The organism is Microbulbifer weihaiensis, from assembly GCF_048323715.1.
Lineage (GTDB): Bacteria > Pseudomonadota > Gammaproteobacteria > Pseudomonadales > Cellvibrionaceae > Microbulbifer.
On sequence record NZ_JBLWFL010000014.1, the window covers coordinates 14,076 to 34,832 of the forward strand.

The 20,757-nt window shown below is 58.6% G+C and carries 18 protein-coding genes; 9 read left to right on the top strand and 9 right to left on the bottom strand.

Features of this window, described 5'->3' with window-relative positions; genetic code table 11:
- Positions 1-99: 99 nt before the first annotated feature.
- Positions 100-1,620 carry a family 16 glycosylhydrolase gene (locus tag ACNKU7_RS14625; protein WP_418297737.1) on the top strand — a complete coding sequence of 507 codons (1,521 nt, stop codon included), beginning with the start codon at positions 100-102 and terminating at the stop codon, positions 1,618-1,620.
- A gap of 95 nt (positions 1,621-1,715) precedes the next feature.
- Here ACNKU7_RS14625 and ACNKU7_RS14630 read toward each other — a convergent pair whose 3' ends face one another.
- Both ACNKU7_RS14630 and nfuA read right to left on the bottom strand, forming a co-directional pair.
- Complete coding sequence (locus tag ACNKU7_RS14630) at positions 1,716-2,204, bottom strand: TIGR00645 family protein (RefSeq protein WP_418297738.1); 489 nt, start codon at positions 2,202-2,204, stop codon at positions 1,716-1,718.
- 314 nt (positions 2,205-2,518) lie between these two features.
- Positions 2,519-3,121, bottom strand: a complete 603-nt coding sequence (gene nfuA, locus ACNKU7_RS14635; RefSeq protein ID WP_418297739.1) for a Fe-S biogenesis protein NfuA — start codon at positions 3,119-3,121, stop codon at positions 2,519-2,521.
- A 301-nt stretch (positions 3,122-3,422) separates the two neighbouring features.
- Here nfuA and metH point away from each other — a divergent pair, with 301 nt between their 5' ends.
- Together metH and ACNKU7_RS14645 are read left to right on the top strand one after the other, a co-directional pair.
- Positions 3,423-7,130 carry a methionine synthase gene (gene metH / locus ACNKU7_RS14640; RefSeq protein ID WP_418297740.1) on the top strand — a complete coding sequence of 1,236 codons (3,708 nt, stop codon included), beginning with the start codon at positions 3,423-3,425 and terminating at the stop codon, positions 7,128-7,130.
- Between the two features lie 45 nt (positions 7,131-7,175).
- On the top strand, positions 7,176-7,385 hold the full coding sequence (locus ACNKU7_RS14645) for a DUF2970 domain-containing protein (protein WP_418297741.1): 210 nt from the start codon (positions 7,176-7,178) through the stop codon (positions 7,383-7,385).
- A gap of 88 nt (positions 7,386-7,473) precedes the next feature.
- On the opposite strand, the gene ACNKU7_RS14650 is transcribed toward ACNKU7_RS14645, so the two are convergent.
- Positions 7,474-7,605 (bottom strand): hypothetical protein, encoded by a 132-nt coding sequence (locus ACNKU7_RS14650; RefSeq protein ID WP_418297742.1) that lies wholly within the window; start codon positions 7,603-7,605, stop codon positions 7,474-7,476.
- 292 nt (positions 7,606-7,897) lie between these two features.
- Here ACNKU7_RS14650 and ACNKU7_RS14655 point away from each other — a divergent pair, with 292 nt between their 5' ends.
- Both ACNKU7_RS14655 and ACNKU7_RS14660 read left to right on the top strand, forming a co-directional pair.
- Positions 7,898-9,562, top strand: a complete 1,665-nt coding sequence (locus ACNKU7_RS14655) for a nitrite/sulfite reductase (RefSeq protein ID WP_418297743.1) — start codon at positions 7,898-7,900, stop codon at positions 9,560-9,562.
- Entirely contained in the window at positions 9,546-10,100 is a 555-nt protein-coding gene (locus tag ACNKU7_RS14660) for a DUF934 domain-containing protein (protein ID WP_418297744.1), read from the top strand. Before ACNKU7_RS14655 ends, ACNKU7_RS14660 begins: the two co-directional genes overlap by 17 nt.
- A gap of 40 nt (positions 10,101-10,140) precedes the next feature.
- On the opposite strand, the gene ACNKU7_RS14665 is transcribed toward ACNKU7_RS14660, so the two are convergent.
- From ACNKU7_RS14665 to ACNKU7_RS14685, 5 genes are all read right to left on the bottom strand, one after another.
- Positions 10,141-11,181, bottom strand: a complete 1,041-nt coding sequence (locus ACNKU7_RS14665) for an ArsA family ATPase (protein WP_418297745.1) — start codon at positions 11,179-11,181, stop codon at positions 10,141-10,143.
- 11 nt (positions 11,182-11,192) lie between these two features.
- The gene (locus ACNKU7_RS14670) at positions 11,193-11,486 is read right to left on the bottom strand and encodes a cory-CC-star protein (RefSeq protein WP_418297746.1); all 294 of its coding nucleotides are present in this window, start codon (positions 11,484-11,486) and stop codon (positions 11,193-11,195) included.
- Entirely contained in the window at positions 11,486-13,162 is a 1,677-nt protein-coding gene (locus ACNKU7_RS14675) for a carbon starvation CstA family protein (RefSeq protein ID WP_418297747.1), read from the bottom strand. Before ACNKU7_RS14675 ends, ACNKU7_RS14670 begins: the two co-directional genes overlap by 1 nt.
- Before the next feature lie 73 nt (positions 13,163-13,235).
- Positions 13,236-13,922, bottom strand: coding sequence for an MliC family protein (locus ACNKU7_RS14680; protein ID WP_418297748.1), 687 nt, complete (start codon positions 13,920-13,922; stop codon positions 13,236-13,238).
- A 37-nt stretch (positions 13,923-13,959) separates the two neighbouring features.
- On the bottom strand, positions 13,960-15,183 hold the full coding sequence (locus ACNKU7_RS14685) for a CaiB/BaiF CoA transferase family protein (RefSeq protein ID WP_418297749.1): 1,224 nt from the start codon (positions 15,181-15,183) through the stop codon (positions 13,960-13,962).
- A 136-nt stretch (positions 15,184-15,319) separates the two neighbouring features.
- Here ACNKU7_RS14685 and ACNKU7_RS14690 point away from each other — a divergent pair, with 136 nt between their 5' ends.
- Complete coding sequence (locus tag ACNKU7_RS14690) at positions 15,320-15,652, top strand: Mpo1-like protein (protein WP_418297750.1); 333 nt, start codon at positions 15,320-15,322, stop codon at positions 15,650-15,652.
- A 35-nt stretch (positions 15,653-15,687) separates the two neighbouring features.
- Here the strand turns inward: ACNKU7_RS14690 and ACNKU7_RS14695 are convergent, their stop codons facing one another.
- Positions 15,688-17,061 (bottom strand): TyrR/PhhR family helix-turn-helix DNA-binding protein, encoded by a 1,374-nt coding sequence (locus ACNKU7_RS14695; RefSeq protein ID WP_418297751.1) that lies wholly within the window; start codon positions 17,059-17,061, stop codon positions 15,688-15,690.
- A 196-nt stretch (positions 17,062-17,257) separates the two neighbouring features.
- On the opposite strand from ACNKU7_RS14695, the gene phhA reads away from it, so the two are divergent.
- The 3 genes from phhA to ACNKU7_RS14710 all read left to right on the top strand — a co-directional run bounded on the left by phhA (position 17,258) and on the right by ACNKU7_RS14710 (position 20,726).
- The gene (gene phhA / locus ACNKU7_RS14700) at positions 17,258-18,112 is read left to right on the top strand and encodes a phenylalanine 4-monooxygenase (RefSeq protein WP_418297752.1); all 855 of its coding nucleotides are present in this window, start codon (positions 17,258-17,260) and stop codon (positions 18,110-18,112) included.
- A 388-nt stretch (positions 18,113-18,500) separates the two neighbouring features.
- Positions 18,501-18,971 carry an Lrp/AsnC family transcriptional regulator gene (locus ACNKU7_RS14705; RefSeq protein ID WP_418297753.1) on the top strand — a complete coding sequence of 157 codons (471 nt, stop codon included), beginning with the start codon at positions 18,501-18,503 and terminating at the stop codon, positions 18,969-18,971.
- A gap of 78 nt (positions 18,972-19,049) precedes the next feature.
- Positions 19,050-20,726 carry an aminotransferase class V-fold PLP-dependent enzyme gene (locus ACNKU7_RS14710; protein ID WP_418297754.1) on the top strand — a complete coding sequence of 559 codons (1,677 nt, stop codon included), beginning with the start codon at positions 19,050-19,052 and terminating at the stop codon, positions 20,724-20,726.
- The last annotated feature ends 31 nt before the right edge of the window (positions 20,727-20,757 follow it).

Below are 20,757 nucleotides of genomic sequence, written 5' to 3' on the forward strand. Positions count from 1 at the left end.
GCCGACTCACCCTTTTCTCTGGATATTCCGGGAACCGGATTGCGTTCACTGAGAAACAGCACCGGATCGCCCTCACAATAAATAAAATGAGAATTCGGCATGAAAAAACGAAATTGGATACGACAACACCAATGGATCTACCCGCTAGTGACGGGTCTTTGCGCGATTGCACTGTGTGGATCAGCCTGGGCCACCGTATTTCAGGCAGAGGACTACAACGCTTTTTACGACTCAACACCCGGCAATACCGGCGGCGCCTACCGTGCGGACGACGTAGACATTGAGGCCACCAGTGACAGCGGCGGCGGTCACAATGTGGGCTGGGTAGTCGCCGGCGAATGGCTGGCGTACAACAACCTTGTCATCCCATCCAGTGGTCAGTATATGGTGCGCTTCCGCGTTGCCAGTGCCACCGGAGGCACGCTTTCCAATGACCTGAACGGCGGTTCGATCGTGCTTGGCAGCCTGAATGTGCCGAATACTGGCGGCTGGCAAAACTGGCAGACCATTTCCCATCAGGTTCATATCGATGCCGGAACCTACAGCCTTGGGGTGTATGCAACAACCGGGGACTGGAATTTGAACTGGATCGAAGTCGTTCCGGTCAATTCAGGCGGAGGGGTTGCCACCATCTATCAACACTGCAACTTTGGCGGCTGGGCCACAGGCCTCGAGGTCGGCAGCTACAACCTTGCCAGCCTCCAGGCCCGCGGCTTTGTCAATGATGATGCCTCCTCCATCCGCGTATCTCCCGGCTATCAGGCCACGCTCTACCAGAATGACAGTTTCTCCGGTGCTTCGGTAACGGTAACCGCCGATGATGGCTGCCTGAACAACGAAGGCTTCAATGACAATATCAGCTCAATACAAGTCAGCGCTGCCGCGAACAACGGTTTAGTGTGGAGCGACGAATTCGACACGATCAATACCGCTAACTGGACTTTCGAAACCGGTGGCGGCGGCTGGGGTAATAGCGAGCTGCAGTACTATACCGCCGGCAACAATGCCTCTATTCAGTACGATGGCCAGGCGGGCAGCAATGTGCTGGTGATCGAGGCGCGCAGAGAAGGCGGCTACAACTGCTGGTACGGCGCCTGCCAGTACACCTCAACCCGGATGATCAGTGCCGGCAAAAGGGAATTTCAATACGGAAAGATTGAAGCCCGAATCAAGCTGCCCCAGACCCAGGGCATCTGGCCTGCCTTCTGGATGCTGGGCGGCAATATCCGCACGGGAACGCCCTGGCCCAACTCCGGTGAAATCGACATCATGGAACACGTCGGGTTTGAACCGACACTCACACATGGTGCACTGCACGGACCCGGCTACTCGGGAAATACCCCGATCATGGGCACTTATAATGTTGGACAGAGTGTCGATGCCGGCTATCACGTGTACAGCGTGGAATGGAACAGTGCCGGGATCAGCTGGTATGTAGATGGCAATAATTTTTACAACGCATCGCGTGCACAGGTAGAACAGTACGGCTCTTGGGCATTTGATCACCCATTTTTTATTCTGCTGAATGTGGCAGTAGGCGGAAGCTGGCCAGGTAGTCCGGATGGCAGCAGTACCTTTCCGCAGCGCATGTACGTTGACTATGTGCGCGTCTACCAATAATCCCAGGGAGCAAAAAAAATCGCGGCCATGCCGCGATTTTTTTTAAACACCCCTGTGGCTCTTCATCGCCACAGGGTATCGGGGTTTAACTGGGCTCAGTGTTTGGTGAGCTTATCCAGATAGCCCATCAGGAATGCTGACAGCACGAAAGTCAAATGGATGACCACGTACCACAAGAGCTTGGACTCATCCGTTTTTTCCACCGCCATAAAGACCTTCAGCAGGTGGATAGAGGAAATGGCGACGATGCTGGCAGCAATTTTTGCTTTCAGCGACGAGGAGTCCATTTTACCCAACCAGTTCAGCTTCTCGTCGTCATCATCGATGTCCAACTGGGACACAAAATTTTCATACCCGCTCATCATTACCATGACCAACAGCCCGCCCACCATGGCGATGTCAATCAGGCTCAGCACCACCAACACCATATCGGCTTCTTTGATGGTAAAAATGTGCGCAAGCAGGTGAAAGGTTTCCTTAAAAAACATTATGCCCAGTGCCACCACAGCCAGGCTCAGCCCAAGATAAATGGGGGCCAGCAACCAGCGTGAGCGGTACATGGTTTGTTCAATCAGCTTTTCCAAGATTACCTCATAGATGTTTTGACATTCGCGTCAATCAACGCGCAAGCACTACCCAGCCAATATGCCGGCTGAATTCCATTACCCAACGCATATCGGCCACCCATGCCGATGGCACGGCAATGGCAAGATGACCGCAATGGGGCCGTCAGTTTATCCGAAGCAGTGAATTACTACACTTCCTCGTGACTTCCTCGTGAGGATCAACTGCACTGCCGGCCTGAGCTGCGTTGACAGCAATCACCTGTAGACAGTGGGATCGCACAGCAACGAAATCAGCAGCAAAAAAAATCGCGGCTGGGCCGCGATTTTGTGACTCAGTAATACGCCTGAGATTTGTCCGTATGGTCGGTGATGTCTTTCACCCCGGCCAGCTCAGGTACTTTTTCCTTCAGGGTTTTCTCGACGCCCTCTTTCAGGGTCATATCCACCATGCCGCAGCCCTGGCAACCGCCGCCGAACTTCAATACCGCGTACATGTCTTCGGTCACTTCCACCAGGCTGACCTGGCCACCGTGGGCAGCGAGGCCCGGGTTTACATCGCTGTAGAGCACGTAGTTGATGCGGTCTTCGATGGGGCTGTCGTCGGTGACCTTGGGCATGCGCGAGTTGGGGGCACGGATAGTGAGCTGCCCACCCATCTTGTCTGCGGAGTAATCCACCCGCGCCTCATCCAGGTAGGGCACGCTGCGGCCTTCGAAGTAGGCCTTGAGGTCACCCAGCTGCATTTCGAGGTCGCCCTCTTTCTCTTCGCCGGGGCGGCAATAGGCGATGCAGGTTTCCGCATTGGGAGTACCCGGGTTGGATACGAACATGCGGATGGCAATGCCTTCACAGTCCTGCTTGGCCAGCAGGTCGCGCAGGTACTCCTGGGCGGACTCTGTGATCGTGACATTCAATTCTGACGGTTGGTCTGACATAGATCTTCTCAAATAACCGAGTTACTTGGTCGGGTATTTTACGCTGAGTTCCCCGTAAATTAAACCGACCCTCGCCCCACCCGCCCGCTATCGACCACAAATAGCCCCCCGCAGCCGCCGCCAGACGCAGATATGACTGGGCATTCAGCCAATTGTGCACCGGTGCTAGAACCACAGGTTAGGAGCTTATAGACAGATGGTCTGACCCTCCGCACCACCGCCTGCTCCTGAACCCGGCCACAGGCGCGAATTGTGCTAAGATTGCCGCCGTTTTTATCCCCCCGGTTTAAGGAATATGACCATGTCGGAATCCCGGTCCCAGCAGTCCCGTGACCAGCGCCTGAAACAGCTCTACGCCGCCCTCGGCGAGCGCATCCTGATTCTCGACGGCGCCATGGGAACCATGATCCAGCGCGAAAAGCTGCAGGAAGCCGATTACCGGGGCCAGCGTTTTGCCGACTATCCGTCCGACATCAAGGGCAACAACGACCTGCTGGTACTCACGCAGCCGGACCTGATCGAGCGTATTCACAAGGATTACCTCGAGGCCGGCGCCGACATCATTGAGACCAACACCTTCAATGCCACCCGCCTGTCCCAGTCGGACTACGACATGGAAGAGCTGGTGCCGGAACTGAACCTGGTTGCCGCGCAGGTGGCCCGCCGCGCTGCGGATGCCCTTTCCACCCCGGAAAAGCCCCGCTTCGTTGCCGGGGTACTGGGCCCGACCTCCCGTACCGCGAGTATTTCACCAGACGTGAACGACCCCGGCGCGCGCAATGTGACCTTCGAGCAGCTGGTGGAAAACTACATCGAATCCACCCATGCGCTGATCGAGGGCGGCTCCGATATCATCCTGATCGAGACCATCTTCGACACCCTGAATGCCAAGGCAGCCATTTACGCCGTGCAGGAAGTGTTCGAACAGCTTGGTTTTGAGCTGCCGATCATGATTTCCGGCACCATCACCGACGCGTCTGGCCGCACCCTGTCTGGCCAGACCACCGAGGCATTCTATTACTCTGTTGCCCACGCCAAACCGCTGTCTGTTGGCCTGAACTGTGCCCTTGGGGCCACTGAACTGCGCCCCTATGTCGAGGCGCTGTCCGGCGTGTGCGCCGAACATGTATCCGCACACCCCAATGCGGGCCTGCCGAACGAGTTCGGCGAATACGACGAGACGCCGGAAGAAACCGCGGCCATCGTGGCGGAATTTGCCCAGAGTGGCTTTATCAATATTCTCGGTGGCTGCTGCGGTACCACCCCGGAACATATCCGTGCGATTGCCGATGCGGTAGCCGACATCCCACCGCGCAAGCGGCCGGCAATCAAGCCTGCCCTGCGCCTGTCCGGTCTCGAGCCCTACATCGCCGACGAGAACGCCCTGTTTGTGAACGTGGGCGAGCGCTGCAACGTTACCGGCTCCGCGCGCTTCAAGCGCCTGGTCATGGACGAGGATTACGATACCGCCCTGCAGGTCGCCGCCGCCCAGGTGGAAGACGGGGCCCAGGTGATCGACTTCAATATGGACGAGGCCATGCTGGATTCCGTCGCCGCCATGCGCCGCTTCCTCAACCTCTGCGCCACTGAGCCCGACATCGCCAAGGTGCCGTTTATGGTGGACTCCTCCAAGTGGGAGGTCATCGAGGCGGGCCTGCAGTGCATTCAGGGCAAGCCCATCGTCAACTCCATCAGCCTGAAGGAAGGCGAGGAAGAGTTTGTCGAGAAAGCCCGCCTGTGCCTGCGCTACGGCGCCGCCGTGGTAGTAATGGCCTTTGACGAAACCGGCCAGGCGGATACCTTCGAGCGCAAGATCGAAATCTGTAAGCGCAGTTACGACATCCTCGTGGACAAGGTGGGTTTCAACCCTTCCGATATCATTTTCGACCCGAACATTTTCGCGGTGGCCACTGGTATCGAGGAGCACAACAACTACGCGGTGGACTTTATCGAAGCCACCCGCTGGATCCGCCAGAACCTGCCGGGGGCGAATGTTTCCGGTGGTGTTTCCAACGTGTCTTTCTCCTTCCGTGGCAACAATCCGGTGCGCGAGGCGATCCACTCTGTGTTCCTGTACCACGCCATCAAGGCGGGCATGAACATGGGCATCGTCAATGCCGGCATGCTGGAGGTTTACGACGAGCTGCCCGCAGAGCTGCGGGAGAAAGTCGAAGACGTGATCCTGAACCGCAATGACAACGCCACCGAGGCGCTGCTCGACATCGCGGAAAAATACCGCGGCGACGGTGCCACGGCCGAACGCAAGGAAGATCTCGCGTGGCGCCAGTGGCCGGTGAAAAAACGCCTGGAGCACGCACTGGTCAAAGGCATCAACAATTTTATTGAAGAAGATACCGAAGAGGCGCGAGCCGCTTCCAAACGCCCCCTAGACGTCATCGAAGGCCCGCTGATGGACGGCATGAACGTCGTCGGTGACCTGTTTGGCGAAGGCAAGATGTTCCTGCCGCAGGTGGTGAAATCCGCCCGTGTAATGAAACAGGCCGTGGCCTATCTGCAGCCCTACATCGAAGCGGAAAAGACCGCTGACAGCAAACCCAACGGCCGCATCCTGATGGCAACGGTCAAAGGCGACGTGCACGATATCGGCAAGAATATCGTGGGCGTGGTACTGGCGTGTAACAACTTTGAGGTGATCGACCTCGGCGTAATGGTGCCGGCGGAAACCATCCTGCAGACCGCGAAAGAAAAGAACTGCGACATCATCGGCCTGTCCGGCCTTATCACCCCATCCCTGGATGAAATGGTGCACGTGGCCGCGGAGATGGAGCGCCAGGGCTTTGATATTCCACTGCTGATTGGTGGTGCCACCACCTCCAAGGCGCACACCGCAGTGAAAATCGACCCGCAGTACCAACGCAACCAGGTGGTCTACGTCGCCGATGCATCCCGTGCAGTGGGCGTGGCCAGCAACCTGCTGTCCGATGAGCTGCGCCCCGGCTTCGTCAAAGGCGTTCAGGAAGAGTACATAAAAGTGCGCGAGCGCACCGCAAACCGCAAGCGCAACGACACCCGCCTCAGCTATGCGGACGCCCTCAAGGCCGGTCCGCAGTTCGACTGGAGCGCTTTTGAACCGAAGGTACCGAACAATCCGGGCGTCACAGTCCTCGATGATTTCCCGCTGGAAAAACTGGTAGATACCATCGACTGGACGCCCTTCTTCATTTCCTGGGATCTCGCCGGCAAGTACCCGGCCATTCTCAATGATGAGGTGGTGGGCGAAGCGGCCACGGATCTGTTCAAGAATGCCCAGCAGATGCTCGCAGACCTGATCGATAACAAGCGCCTGAAGGCCAGCGCGGTGTTTGGCCTGTGGCCGGCAAACTCCGATGGCGACGATGTCATTGTCTACAGTGACGAAAGCCGCACCAAGGAAGTGGCGCGCCTGCACCAGATGCGCCAGCAGATCCAGAAGCGCGGCGGCGATGGATACTGCCGCTCGCTGGCCGACTTCGTCGCGCCGGCAGGCTCCGGCGTAGCGGATTACGTGGGCGGCTTTGCGGTAACCACCGGTATCGGCGCCGACCAGCTGGCCGCTGAATACGAGGCCAAACACGACGACTACAACTCGATCATGGTGAAAGCCTTGGCAGATCGCCTGGCGGAATCCTTTGCCGAATACCTGCACCGGGAAGTGCGCAGGCAGTACTGGGGCTACCAGCCGGAAGAGACCCTGAGCAACGACGAGCTGATCAGGGAGGCCTACTCAGGCATCCGCCCTGCTCCCGGTTACCCGGCCTGCCCCGACCACACGGAAAAGGCCACCCTGTTCAAACTGCTGAACGCGGAACAGAATACAGGGATCAAACTGACCGAAAGCTTCGCCATGATGCCGGCAGCCTCCGTCAGTGGCTGGTACTTTGCGCACCCGGAATCCAAGTATTTCAATGTGGGCAAGATTGGCCGCGACCAGCTGCAAAGCCTGGCCGAGCGCAAAGGCACCACCGAGCAGGAACTGGAGCGCTGGCTGCGTCCGAACCTGGAGGATTAACCTTCACGGTGCTGCCGGCGAAGTTTTCAAAACAGAGGCGCGTTCATGGACGATAAAAAGCAGAAGCCATCCTTCGGCCAGGTAGTGCTCAGCACCCTGGCCGCTGCCATCGGTGTGCAGTCGGATAAAAATCGCGAGAGGGATTTCAAGAGTGGCAGCATCAAGACCTACATTGCTGCCGGCCTGCTGTTTACGGCGCTGTTCGTCCTGACACTGGTGATCGTGGTCAAAACCGTGTTGAGCAATATGGGCTGAACAGATCCGTCAGCCAGACACAGCGATGCACCCGAAGCCCTGGCCTCGGGTGCCTTTACTTCCGCAGGCTGTATAAACGACCGCGGCGTTACTGGGAGGCCACCCAGAACACACAGGTCGCCACGAAAATAGCCACCAGTGCCACTGCCGCGAGGGCATCCACGGCGTTGTCGCTATCGTCTGATACAACTACTACATCTTTTGCAACTCGATCGCTCATCGCAATACTCCGTTACTGAAAACTCATTATTGTTATTAAGGTAGCAGTGCCGCCTCACGGCGCTCGCTCAAGTAGAGCAAATCCCTGCCGGGGGCGCAATAGCGCACTTATTAACCGGCACCATCGCGCCACCATCGCTTATAACCACTAGTTACTAAGATAGCGAAAAAAATTGTTATTTTTCGTATAAGGCGACTGGTATGTTATGCGCCAACTTAGGGTACTGGCATGCTCCAGAATTCCCTCTGGGCGTTGTGAGAGCAGCGCGAAAAAGCAATGGAATCAAGCTCTTATGTATCGATACGACGAACAGGACCACAAGCTGATCCGGGAACGGGTGGCCCAGTTTCGCGGCCAGACCGAGCGCTATCTCGCCGGTGAGCTGAGCGAAGAAGAATTTTTGCCGCTGCGACTGCAGAACGGCCTGTATGTGCAGCGTTTGGCACCCATGCTGCGTATCGCCGTACCCTACGGCCTGATGAACAGCACCCAGGTTCGACGGCTTGCGGAGATCACCCGCAAGTACGACAAGGGATATGCGCATTTCACCACACGCCAGAATGTGCAGCTGAACTGGCCGAACCTGGAAGATGTGCCGGACATCCTCGCCGAGCTGGCCGAAGTGGAAATGCACGCGGTTCAGACCAGCGGTAACTGTATCCGCAATACCACCACGGATCAGTTTGCCGGCGTGGCCGGAGATGAACTCGTCGACCCGCGTCCATATTGCGAGCTGATCCGCCAGTGGTCCACGTTCCACCCGGAATTCGCATTCCTGCCGCGCAAGTTCAAGATTGCCGTTTGCGGTACAGAAACCGATCGAGCCGCGATTCGCGCTCACGATATCGGCGTGCAGATTGTTAAAAGCGACCAGGGCGAAGTTGGCTTCCAGATCTTTGTCGGCGGCGGTCTGGGCCGTACCCCGATCATCGGTGTCGCCATCCGCGACTTCCTGCCGGAGACTCACCTGCTCTCCTACCTGGAGGCGATCGTTCGCGTGTATAACCAGCTTGGCCGCCGCGACAACAAGTTCAAGGCGCGCATCAAGATCCTGGTAAAGGCACTCGGCCCGGAAGAGTTCGCACGGCGCGTGGAAGCCGAATGGGAACAAATCAAGGACGGCGCCGAACAGCTGACCCCGGAAGCCATTGCCTGGGCCAAGCGCTTCTTCCCTGAGCCCGCATACAAAACATTCAATGCCGGCCACACAGAAGCCGTACTGCGCGATCAGGCCGGCACCGAGAAAGCCTTCGCACGCTGGCTGGAACGAAACACTTTCCCGCATCGTGTGCCCGGCTATCAGGCGGTAACCCTGAGTACCAAACCGACCGGTATCCCGCCTGGCGATGTCACCGACCGCCAGCTGGAAGCCATTGCCGATCTGGCCGACAAATACAGCTTTGGCGAAGTGCGGGTTACCCACGAGCAGAACGTGGTGCTGGCCGATGTTGAACAGGAGAAGCTGTTCGATCTCTGGCAGGAAGCACGCAAGTCCGGGTTTGCCACACCCAACATCGGCACCCTGACCGATATGATCTGCTGCCCCGGTGGTGACTACTGCTCTCTGGCCAATGCCAAATCCATCCCGGTGGCAGAGGCGATCCAGCGCAAGTTCGACGATCTGGATTACCTGTACGATCTCGGCGACCTCGACCTCAATATTTCCGGTTGCATGAATGCCTGTGGCCACCACCATATCGGCCATATCGGCATTCTCGGCGTGGACAAGAAAGGCGAAGAGTTTTACCAGATCCAGCTGGGTGGCAGCTCCAACCAGAATGCCAGCCTCGGCAAGGTGCTGGGCCCGAGCTTCTCGCGGGAAGAAATGCCGGCGACCATTGGCAAGATCCTCGATGTGTTTGTAGAAAACCGCCAGCCGGACGAACTGTTTATCGACACCTACAACCGTATCGGGCTAGAGCCATTCAAGGAGCGTGTGTATGCCAAAGCCAGCTAAGAAGCCTGTAGGTGCCCAGCCTGAGAATCCCGCGCGGCTGATCATTGACGGGACTGTTACCGCTAACGACTGGCGCCTCCTGCCCCTTGGTGGCGAAGAGGAGATCACGGCCGAAAGCCTCGCTCCGGGAAAGGTGATTTTGCCGCTGAGCCTGTGGCTTGAGCTGCGCGACCAGCTTCAGGGACGCAAAGACGAAATCGGTGTTTGGCTCGACAGTGACGAAACTGCCGAGCTGATCGGCGAACGTGCCGCGGAACTGCCACTGATCGCCGCGCACTTCCCTGCGTTCACAGATGGCCGGGCATTCACCGCCGGCCGCCTGTTGCGCCAGCGCTACGGCTTTACTGGAGAGCTGCGCGCGGTGGGCAATTTCATGCGCGACCAGCTGACGTACCTCACCCGCTGCGGCTTCAATGCCTTTGCCTACCAGGGTGCGCAGCCACTGGAGAGCCTGCTGGAAAGCCTTCAGGATTTCAGTGACAGCTATCAGGCCGCAGTCGACCAGCCACTGCCCATTTTCCGTCGCCGCGCGCTGTAGCCATCACCGCTGAGTGCCTGTTTCAAAAGCGGCTTCGCTGCTAATGCCCCACCGGCAGTTCCGCTGCCGGTGGGGCGGCCGCTAACCTGTCTGCGATACGCTCCAGCCCTTCAAGCCCCTCCATCCCCTCCCCCAGCAACGGCAAATGCCGCTGCGGAAGGCCGGAAAAAAGATCGGCTATTTTCTCCATGCACTGTTTTTGCTGCCGGTAGATACCACGCAGGAACGTAATGTCTGCTGCTTCTGGCGGCATCAGGCGGTTTACCACCAGCCCGCTGACAGGCACACGCTCGCTTTGCAGCTGTTTTACTGCCCGGGCCGTTTCCAGCAGTGGTAGCGATTCCGCGGTCATCACAAACAAAAAACCACTGTGCGTTTTATCCAGCAGAAGTTCTGCTGCCTTGCGATACCGCTGCTCGCGCTCCTTGAGTGGCGCCAATAACTGCTGCTCGCGCTCGCTGCCCCCTCCCGTGGTAACGCCCGGATCTTCACTCTTAATGGGGTTCGAGCCAGAATTTTTGCCCAGGTGGGCAAACAGGCTTCGCAGCCGCCCGCCTTTTTCCCGACGCGCCAGCAGCCCGCGACTCCAGGCCGCCATGGTCTGCGGCAGGTGCAACAATCGCAGGGTATGCCCGGTGGGCGCGGTATCGAAGACGACCAGGTCGTACGCCTGCTCATTTACGATGATCTTGGTGATGCGTTCAAGCAGCGCCGCCTCTTCCGCGCCGGGCGAGTGGCGAACCAGTTTGAGCTGCCGCTCAAGCGCCGGCCGCTGGTTCAGCGGCGCAAATGAGAGCATCTGCTGCCGCACGGACTCCAGGTACTGATCCAGTTCGCATTCAGGATCCACTTCCAGTGCCGAGAGGCAGTCGGTTAGCGGCGTAACCCTGTCGCCGATCGGACGCCGGAAAATATCACTGAGGTTGTGTGCGGGATCGGTGGAAACCAGCAGCGTGCGCCGGCCATTGCGCGCGGCCAGCAGGGCCAGAGCCGCACTGACCGTGGTTTTGCCCACGCCGCCCTTGCCTCCCACCATCAACAGCGGTCGCTGGATCAGCGCCTGGGTGTTCAGCAATTGCATGGAAGACGCCTTCAGCAACAGGGGAAATCATCGAGAGGCGACCGCTCCATCCCCATCCGTTTATGCCAGGCGTGAAAACGTTCCAGCATCAGGGGCTGCAACTCCAGGGTGTAAAAGCTCGCCGGGTTTGGAATTCCGAGGCTCTCCCCAAACACCAGCAGCATGAAAAAATCCTCTTCATCCCGCACGCTGCGGCCAACGGCACGGAGATAAGGCCCCTGATAATAGCCTTCCAGTTGCCGCCCAATACGCTGAAACACCAGTTTCAGGTTTCGCGGCAACGAAGGTTTTTCCTCCGGCTCCATTACGCATCCTCCTTAGCGCGCTCCCGCTCCGACGCACGCAGAGCGGAAACACATTCCAGGGTGACCAGAATCGCGGCAACCAGTACCACCACATCCAACCCCAGCAGGAACCAGTCCTTTTTCTGGAAGAAACTGTTGAGCTGAATCAGCAGCGCTGCCAGGGTCATAAGCAGCAGAAAAACCAGCGGCAAAAGCGTGACCCACACCGGTCGCTCCAGGCGTACCAACATCACGGTAACGATCAGCAGCGTCAGCCCGGCCAGTAATTGATTGGTGGTGCCAAACAAAGGCCAGATCAACAGCCCGCCCGAGCCGTCCGCACCGCCGGCGCCAAATGCCAGCAATATGCAGCAGCCAACCGCCATCAGCGTCGCCGGCAGCGGCCGGCCCAGCCAGCGAATGCGATAGATCTCGCCAAATTCCTGAAAGATATAGCGCTGCAGGCGCAAGCCGGTATCCATGGTGGTGCCGGCAAACAGCGCAGCCATTACCGTAAGCATGGTGCCGGCGACGGCGGGGTTGATACCGATACCGTCACTCAGGATTACCGCTCCACCATCGACAAAAGCCTGCACCCCGCCACTCCCGAACCCGCTGTACACCGCCCGCCATTCACTCAGAGATGCAAAACCCGCCGTCGCGGCAATGATTGCCGCCAGCGCCAGCAGACCCTCCCCGGTTGCCCCAAAGTAACCCACAAAGCGCGCATCGGTTTCACGATTCAGCTGCTTTGACGTGGTTCCGGAAGCAACGAGCCCGTGGAAGCCGGAGATGGCACCGCAGGCAATTGTGACAAATAGCAGCGGGATCAGTGGCGGCGCTCCCTCTGGCACCTGGTGATTGATCATTGGCGCCACGATTTTCGGACTGCCCAGCAAAACTGCGCCGTATAACAGAATCAAACCGACGAATAGCTGCAGGCCATTGATGTAGTCCCGCGGTTGCAGCAGTACCCATACCGGTAACAGGGAAGCAATTGCAGCATAGGCAAACAGGATCAGGATCCAGGCGGCATTGGCCGGCAGGCCGGCGACCGTCTCCGGCAACGCAATGGGCACTGCCGGGCCGATATAGATCAGCAGATACAGCGCAATGACACCCAACAGGGATACCAGCGCGAGGTTGAGCTTAAATCGGTAAATCATCTGCCCGATGACCAGCGCGACCGCAATCGCACCCCAGATGGGCACGACGGATCCCGGATTGTTGATCAACAGCCGTGCGATAACCACGCCGAACACGGCGTTGACCATGAGCAGCACCAGGAAAATCACGATCATGAAAATACTGCGTGCGCGCTTGCCAACTACATAACCGGTCAGTGAACCGACCGATAGCGCCCGGTTGCGCACACTGGCCCAGATCGCGCCGCTGTCGTGAACGCCGGCAAAAAAGATGGTGCCCAGCACGACCCACAGAAAAGCTGGCAGCCAACCCCATATCACCGCTATTGCGGGACCTACGATCGGTGCGGCCCCGGCAACGGAAGTGAAATGATGCCCCCAGAGAACGAATTTGTTCGTTGGCACATAGTCAATGCCATCTTCAAATTCATGGGCGGGAGTGACGAAGTCGGGATCAAAGCGGAAGATCCGCTCGGCAATATAGCGGGAATAAAAGAAGTAGCCGGCCGCCATCCCCCCCAGGCCGAGCAACATCAGCAGTATCGCACTCATGTCAACGATCCGTGTCGAGAGTTTTTTATGGATACTAGTTTAAATACGCGCAATTGCACGGATTACAGGGGAACTACTCCAATTTACAGCGCATTTCTGGCGCGTCGTGCCCCCATATAATGGCGACTTCCCCATGATGCTCCCACAGGCTCTCGTTCCGCCCCTGGTAGCGCGCGCCGCTGCCACTGGGCTCGAGATACATCAGGGACTCCTCGCCATCAAAGCGCACCAGCGCGGTTCTCGGTTCCGTATCGTAAAAAACGGCGAGTACCTCGCCTTCGGTACAGCGGTACACCACCGGCCCCTTACTCGCGACCAATTCATACCGCGCCTGTAGCTCCGCCATACGCCGCCGGTAAAGGTCGCTGACGCAAGCGCTTCTGTCATCGGACTTCCAGCAATCGTTGCGCCCTTTGATCCACCCCACCTGGCTCGCCTTGAGCAACTTGTCCTGCTGCCCTTTCGACGATTTCTGTGCGGCTGCGTAAACCTCAGCCATTTGGCGATCCAGTGCGGCGAGATCGCTGCTCTGGCAGATCAATTCTTCAATCGAGCTGTCTGCGCGCGAGCAGTCAAATGCCGGCGTAGCGGCCGCCGGGCCTTCAACCTTGCCCGCAACCTGGTTCCCGGACACTGTACCACTGCCAGTTGCAGGTTCCGGCACGGGAGCCTGAGCGCGTTCACCCGCATTGCCATTGGCCCCGCCACAACTGGCAAGGAACGAACCGCCCATGAGCAAAGCGATCAGATGTCGGTGCATGGAAACCTCACCATAGAAGCATGTTGGAGAAGGAGCGTTACACGATACCGTCCAGCTTGAGCGCACCAACTTCTTCTGCGGACTTGCCAAGCCAATCCGTGAGGACCGACTCAGTATGCTGGCCCAGCACTGGTGGTGCCTGGGTGTATTCCAGCGGCGTCCCGGAAAAGCAGGCCGGGTTGCGCACTGTGCGAACAAGGCCTGCACTGGGGTGAGCCTGCTCCACGACCATTCCGCGCGCCTGTACCTGGGGATCGGCAAACACCTGGGCCAGGTCGTTGATCGGGCCACAGGGCACATGCGCCTCACTGAGCTGCTCCAACCACCAGGCCGCGGGTCTTTGGCGGGTAGCCTGCTCGACCAGCGGCACCAGCTGCTGCCGGGCCTGGACCCGACCGGTATTGGTTGCGTAGGCCGGGTTACTGGCGACTTCCGTCAGCCCGGCAATTGCGCAGAACTTCTGGAACTGGGCATCGTTCCCCACCGCCAGCATAAAGTAGCCATCCGCCGCGGGAACGGCCTGGTAAGGAACAATATTCGGGTGCGCAGTGCCCTGGCGCTGCGGCACATTGCCAGACGTAAGGTAATTCTGGGCCTGGTTTGCCAACCACGCCACCTGGGTGTCCAGTAACGCCAGGTCAATGTGCTGGCCTTCACCGGTGCGGTCGCGATGGATTACCGCGGCAAGCATGGCAGATACGGCATACATCCCCGTCATCAGGTCGGCGACCGCAACCCCGACCTTCTGCGGACCTGCACCCGGCTCGCCTTCGGGCACGCCGGTCAGGCTCATGAGACCTCCCATTCCCTGAATCATCGCATCGTAGCCCGCGCGGTTTGCGTAGGGCCCGCTCTGGCCAAAACCGGTAATGGAGCAATAAATCAGCTTGGGGTTCACCTGCTTGAGCGACGGATAATCCAGCCCGTATTTTTTCAGGCCACCGACTTTATAGTTTTCCAGTACCACATCGCACTTGGCCGCCAGCTCGCGGATCAACTGTTGGCCTTCGGGGCGGGTAATATCGACGGTGATGGATTTTTTGCCGCGATTGGCGCAGAGGTAATACGCCGCATCCCGGGTATCTTCACCCTGCGCATCTTTCAGATAGGGAGGCCCCCAGTGCCGGGTATCGTCCCCTTTTCCCGGGCGCTCTACCTTGATGACTTCCGCACCGAAGTCCGCAAATACCTGCCCCGCCCAGGGGCCGGCGAGAATTCGACTGAGATCGAGTACTTTGAGATGGGTCAGTGGACCGGCCATGAATCCTGCCTGAAATTATCTGTTAAATCGTTGTGCGGCAGAGTATCAGAAGACCGACTTCTTGGTCTAAACATAGAACGCACGTACACTCTGAAGCCCGCTCGACGCATACAATAATCAACACAGGATAGCGATGATGGACAACCAAAGCCCGGCGTCACAACCCCAACCGAAATTTCAGTCGTTCGCCGAGTTTTATCCTTACTACCTGCAGGAGCACAGCAACCTCACCTGCCGCAGGCTGCATTTTGTGGGCACCGCACTGGTGATAACGCTGCTGATTACCGCCCTGATTTCCGGAAATCTGATGCTCTTGTGGACGCTTCCGGTGGCTGGTTATGGCTTTGCCTGGGTGGGCCATTTTTTCTTTGAACACAATCGCCCCGCCACATTCAAAAATCCTTTCTACTCGCTGTGGGGTGATTTCGTGATGTTCAAGGACATCCTGACGGGTAATATCGCGCGCTGAGCACCAGCTCATCCCGATCCCGGGTCACAACCCACTCAGGGCGTGTCGTCACCGCCGAGCCCGTGTTTGCGTAACTTGTTGGCCACAGCGGTATGGGACAGCCCCAACCTGCGCGCCAGTACCCGCGTTGAAGGGTTGTCCCGGGAAAACTCGAGCAGTAGCGCCCGCTCCGCTTTATCCATCATCTGCCGGTAGTCCAGTCCCCGTCCCCAATCGGCCCAGGGAATCATTTCCACGGGCTTGAGCAGTGGCAGGTGCTCGAGATCAATAACCCCAGCACCACAGGCTTCCGCCCGCGCCCAAGAGGCCGCGAGCACATCCACCAGCCCCTGCAGATTCGACGGCCAGTCCATGCCTGTTAACGCCGTCACTGCAGCATCACTCAATGCCAGCCCGTGCCCCTTTTCCGCGCCGATCGCCGCGCAAAACTGTGGCAGCGCCGGTCGCATCGTTCGCAACGGCGGCAACTGAATGGCCTGCAGCGAGAAATACTGCCGCAATCCGGGCAGCACCTGCTCCATGCCATTGGCGGTGGCGATTACCCGTTGACGGAGCGCGCCACTGAGCAGGCTCGACATCAGCCGGCGCTGCTCGGCATCGCTCAACAAATGCAGATCATCGATCACCAGAACGCCCGGAATATCCGCTGCCGGCAGGCCATCAGGGCCGCCGGACACACCGCCCTGCCACCAGGTAATGCAGCCGCTGTCGGCGAGGGGGGACAGGTAATAGGCCGCCGCGGCAAAGGTGCTCTTGCCGCTGCCGCGCTCCCCCACAATCAGCAAAGGCTCGCTGTGCGGTGCCAGCCGCTGCAGATCCAGGCAGGCACTTCTGCGACGGTCGAAATCCCACAGCACTTGGGGATCGGGCAAATCCGGCGTAGTGCTTTCCCGGGCAACCCGCTGCAGGGTAAGCACGGCCCCCGCCAGGGATTCGACGCTGCCCGGCATTTCCGCCAGGGACATCGGCGACCAGTCGAGCCGGTAATCCCGGCCACGCACCGTCACCGGCAAGCCGAATCGGGGCACGGTAAAACCGCGCAATAACTCCGCCAGCTGCAACCGCGGCAGGAAGCGCTGCAATTGCATTCCGGACACCTGCTCGAGACTGACCCCGAAAGCCTTCGCCGCAGCCCGGTTGGCCGCAATAATCCGGCCCTCGGTGTCCACGGAAAGCACCGGATCCGCAATATGCGCCAACAGGGTATTGAGTTCGAACTGGCGGCGCTCGGAGGGTATCAATTCGATACGGCGAACCTTATCCACCCCCGGTACCTTGTACAGAGCCTTCTCGATCCCCTGAAACTGGCCCACCAGTAACGCCGGCGCTACCAGAAAGACCTTATCGCCGCTGTCACCGCCCAGCTCCCCGGATGTCACGTTAATTCGATATTCACCGAATATTGCCATTATTTCCTGAAGGATACCGACTCGGTTGCGGCAAGTTATCTCTATCCGCATCGCCCACCTGTAAACTTTTATTTACAAAAAGTGTAGCCGGAGGCCGGCACTGCGCTCAAGAGGTGAACAACCGGGACTGCCAATCGAGGCGGAGGCTGTCTAAGAATAGAGAGAAGATAACAACAACAAACCGGCCCGCTGCCCCATGAGCAAAACATGCATCCTGTGGCGGCCGTGGCCTGACAGCGAGGTAACCATGAAAGACGGTGGCAAGAAACCCAGCAAGTACGTGGCCCGGGAGCCCGATGCCAGTGGTTTTATCGAATATTCGGCGCTGGAACACCAGACGTGGCAGCGGCTTATCGAGCGCCAGCTGCAGGTGATCCCCGGACGCGCCTGCGACGAATACCTGCACGGCCTGGCATTACTCGACCTCCCCCGCGACCGCATCCCGCAACTGGAAGAAATCAGCAGCGTGCTGCGCCGCGAAACCGGTTGGGAAGTGGCACGGGTACCCGCGCTGATCGGCTTTGAAACCTTCTTCCGCCTGCTGTCCGAGCGCAAATTCCCGGTGGCGACGTTTATTCGCACTCCGGAGGAGTTCGACTATCTGCAGGAACCGGATATTTTCCACGAAATTTTCGGCCATTGTGCAATGCTGACCAATCCAGCGTTCGCAAACTTTACCCAGAAATACGGTGAACTCGGCCTCAACGCCTCACCTAAAGAGCGCGCTTACCTGGCGCGGCTTTACTGGTTCACCGTGGAGTTTGGCCTCCTCAACACCGCAGACGGCCTGCGGATCTATGGCGGCGGCATTCTGTCCTCCCCGAAAGAAACCCTGTACGCATTGAGCAACGAACCGGTACGCGCACCCTTCGACGTACTCGATACACTGCGCACGCCATACCGGATCGACATTGTGCAGCCGATTTACTACGTGCTGAATGATCTGCAGGAACTCCAGCAACTGACGGAAATCGACCTGATGGCTCGCGTGCGCGATGCCATGGAAGCTGGACTGTTCGAACCCCTTTTCCCCCCCAAGGAAGCCGCCTGATCTTAACCCCGGGTATCCCGCGGCAGCACCAGCTTGCCGCGGGCCGGGACTCCCCTTTCCACACAACAAAGGCCCTACCGCAGTATTTCAGCCCGCCACTTCGCCTTACCTCTCATTTATCCCTCAGCAGCAAACGTCCGGCCAACAGGCAATTTGCCCCTTTCTCCTGCCGGAGAAAATTCCACTACTGAGCACGGCGAACGGAGATTATCGTTACAACCATGAGAAGGCAGGCAGCCAAAGGGTTCTGACACTCAACGGCAATCCCGACGCCAATGTCGGATCTGCCAGCCGGCGGAAAAATCGCAGGGGTATTTTGTTGCCATTGGAGGCTTCCCAGGCACAACTCAGGGTACAAAACCTGACATTTTGGGAGATCTGTAGAACTATGTCCTCACTCGACGCAATTGATCGACAACTTCTTGCCATCCTCCAATCCGATGTTAGTCTCTCCATCGAAGAGCTGGCCGAGCGGGTGGGACTGACAAAGACTCCCTGCTGGCGCCGGATTCAGAAATTGGAGAAAAGCGGCATCATCCGTCGCAAGGTCGCACTGCTGGATGCGGAAGTACTTGGCTTGCCAGTTTCGGTGTTTGTCCAGGTAAAAACCAACCAGCACAGCGCGGAATGGGCAGACTCCTTTTCCGCGGCCATGGCCGGCCTGCCTGAGGTAGTCGACTGCTACCGCATGGCTGGCGACTACGACTACATACTGCGGGTAGTGGTCAGTGATGTGGCGGCCTATGACCAGTTCTACAAGAAGCTGATCCTCCACGCGGGGATTTCGGATGTCGCTTCCAATTTCGCGATGGAGCAGATCAAAAGCACCACGGAACTGCCCATACCGCCGGGAGATTAGTCCCCGCCAGCTCAATTACTGATACCAGCGACTCTCCGGGTGAAGCCCGGAGAGCCAGCGCCAGTACTTGAGGACACTATGACAACAACAGCACAACAACCTCTATCCACCGCGCCGGCCGCCGACTGCGAAAAAACAGAAGCACTTCTCGCCCGCATCCGCCAAAACGTGATCGGCGAGCGCATGCCACTGGACACACCGTTTGGCGTTCGCCCCCTGGTTTACGCAGACTACACAGCATCCGGGCGCGGCCTCACCTTCATCGAAGATGCCATCCGCAACCAGGTGCTTCCCTGGTATGCAAATACCCATACGGAAACCTCCGCCACCGGCCGCCAGACTACGGCGTTTCGCGAGCAGGCGCGGGCCGCCATTCGCCGCTCGGTCAATGCCGGCGATGAGCACGCGGTAATTTTTTGTGGTGCCGGTGCCACGGCAGCGATCAATCGCCTCCTCGACAGCCTGGGGCTGCGCACTGACTGCTATAACCGCTTCGGCGCTGAAGCGTCGAAAATCCCCGAAGCTCAGCGCCCGGTGGTTTTCATCGGCCCGTTTGAGCACCACTCCAACGACCTCCCCTGGCGGGAGTCGATCGCCGATGTAATCACCATCCCCCAGGATGGCGAGGGCGGGGTCAATCTGGATGCCCTGCAGGAAGCGCTCAATGAATACCGGGATCGCCCGCTGAAAATCGGCAGCTTTTCTGCGGCATCCAACGTCACCGGCATTCGAACCGATGTCGACGCGGTCACCCGTCTGCTGCACAAGAATGGTGCCCTCTCTTTCTGGGATTACGCGGCGGCTGCACCCTACGTGGATATCAATGTTCAGGGCAGCGAACCCGATGCCGCCAAAGATGCGGTATTTATTTCACCGCATAAATTTGTCGGCGGTCCGGGCACACCTGGGCTGCTGATTGTGCGCAAGTCGCTGCTGCCCCGCGAGCAGCCCGCGGTACCCGGTGGCGGCACGGTTTCCTGGGTAGGCCCGGAGCGCCACACTTACTTGCCGGCCGGCGAGCGCCGCGAGGAAGCCGGCACTCCGGCAATCGTGGAGTCTGTGCGTGCGGGCATGGTATTTGCCTTGAAAGATGCTGTTGGTGCAGAGGAGATCGAAGCGCGCGAAGATGCCTGGCTGGCACGCGCCTTTTCCCGCTGGGCCAACAACCCGAATATCGACATCCTGGGCGGCACCGAACCGCACCGCGTCAGCATTGTCTCGCTGCATATCCTGCACCAGGGCAAACCGCTGCATTACGGCTTTGTGGTTGCGCTGCTCAATGATTTGTTCGGTATTCAGGTGCGCGGCGGCTGCTCCTGCGCCGGGCCCTATGGCCACAAACTGCTGCACCTCACCGACGAGCAGAGTACTGCACTGGAAAACCTGGTCAGTGCAGGTGAAAGCATCCTTAAGCCGGGCTGGGTGCGACTGAATTTCAACTACTTCCTCGACGAGGAAACCGTTGATTACCTGATTGGCGCCATCGAGCTTATCGCTGAGGCGGGCCACCGGATTCTGCCCTACTACCAGTACGACCCGGATCACGGCGTCTGGCGCTTCCAGGGGCAAGCAGGCGAACCGGTTTTGAGTCTCGACCTTGAAGTGGAAACCGCGACAGCGCCGGAAAAACTGGATGTGCCACTTGCGGAATTCCTGAACCAGGCCCGGGCACTGCTGCAAGATCCGCCCGGGAAAAAATGTTCCCAGCCCATCCTCTCCCCGGAAGGCGAAAACTTGCGCTGGTTTAACCTGTAAACCGCACAAAGGCACTGCGCGGGGGTGGCAA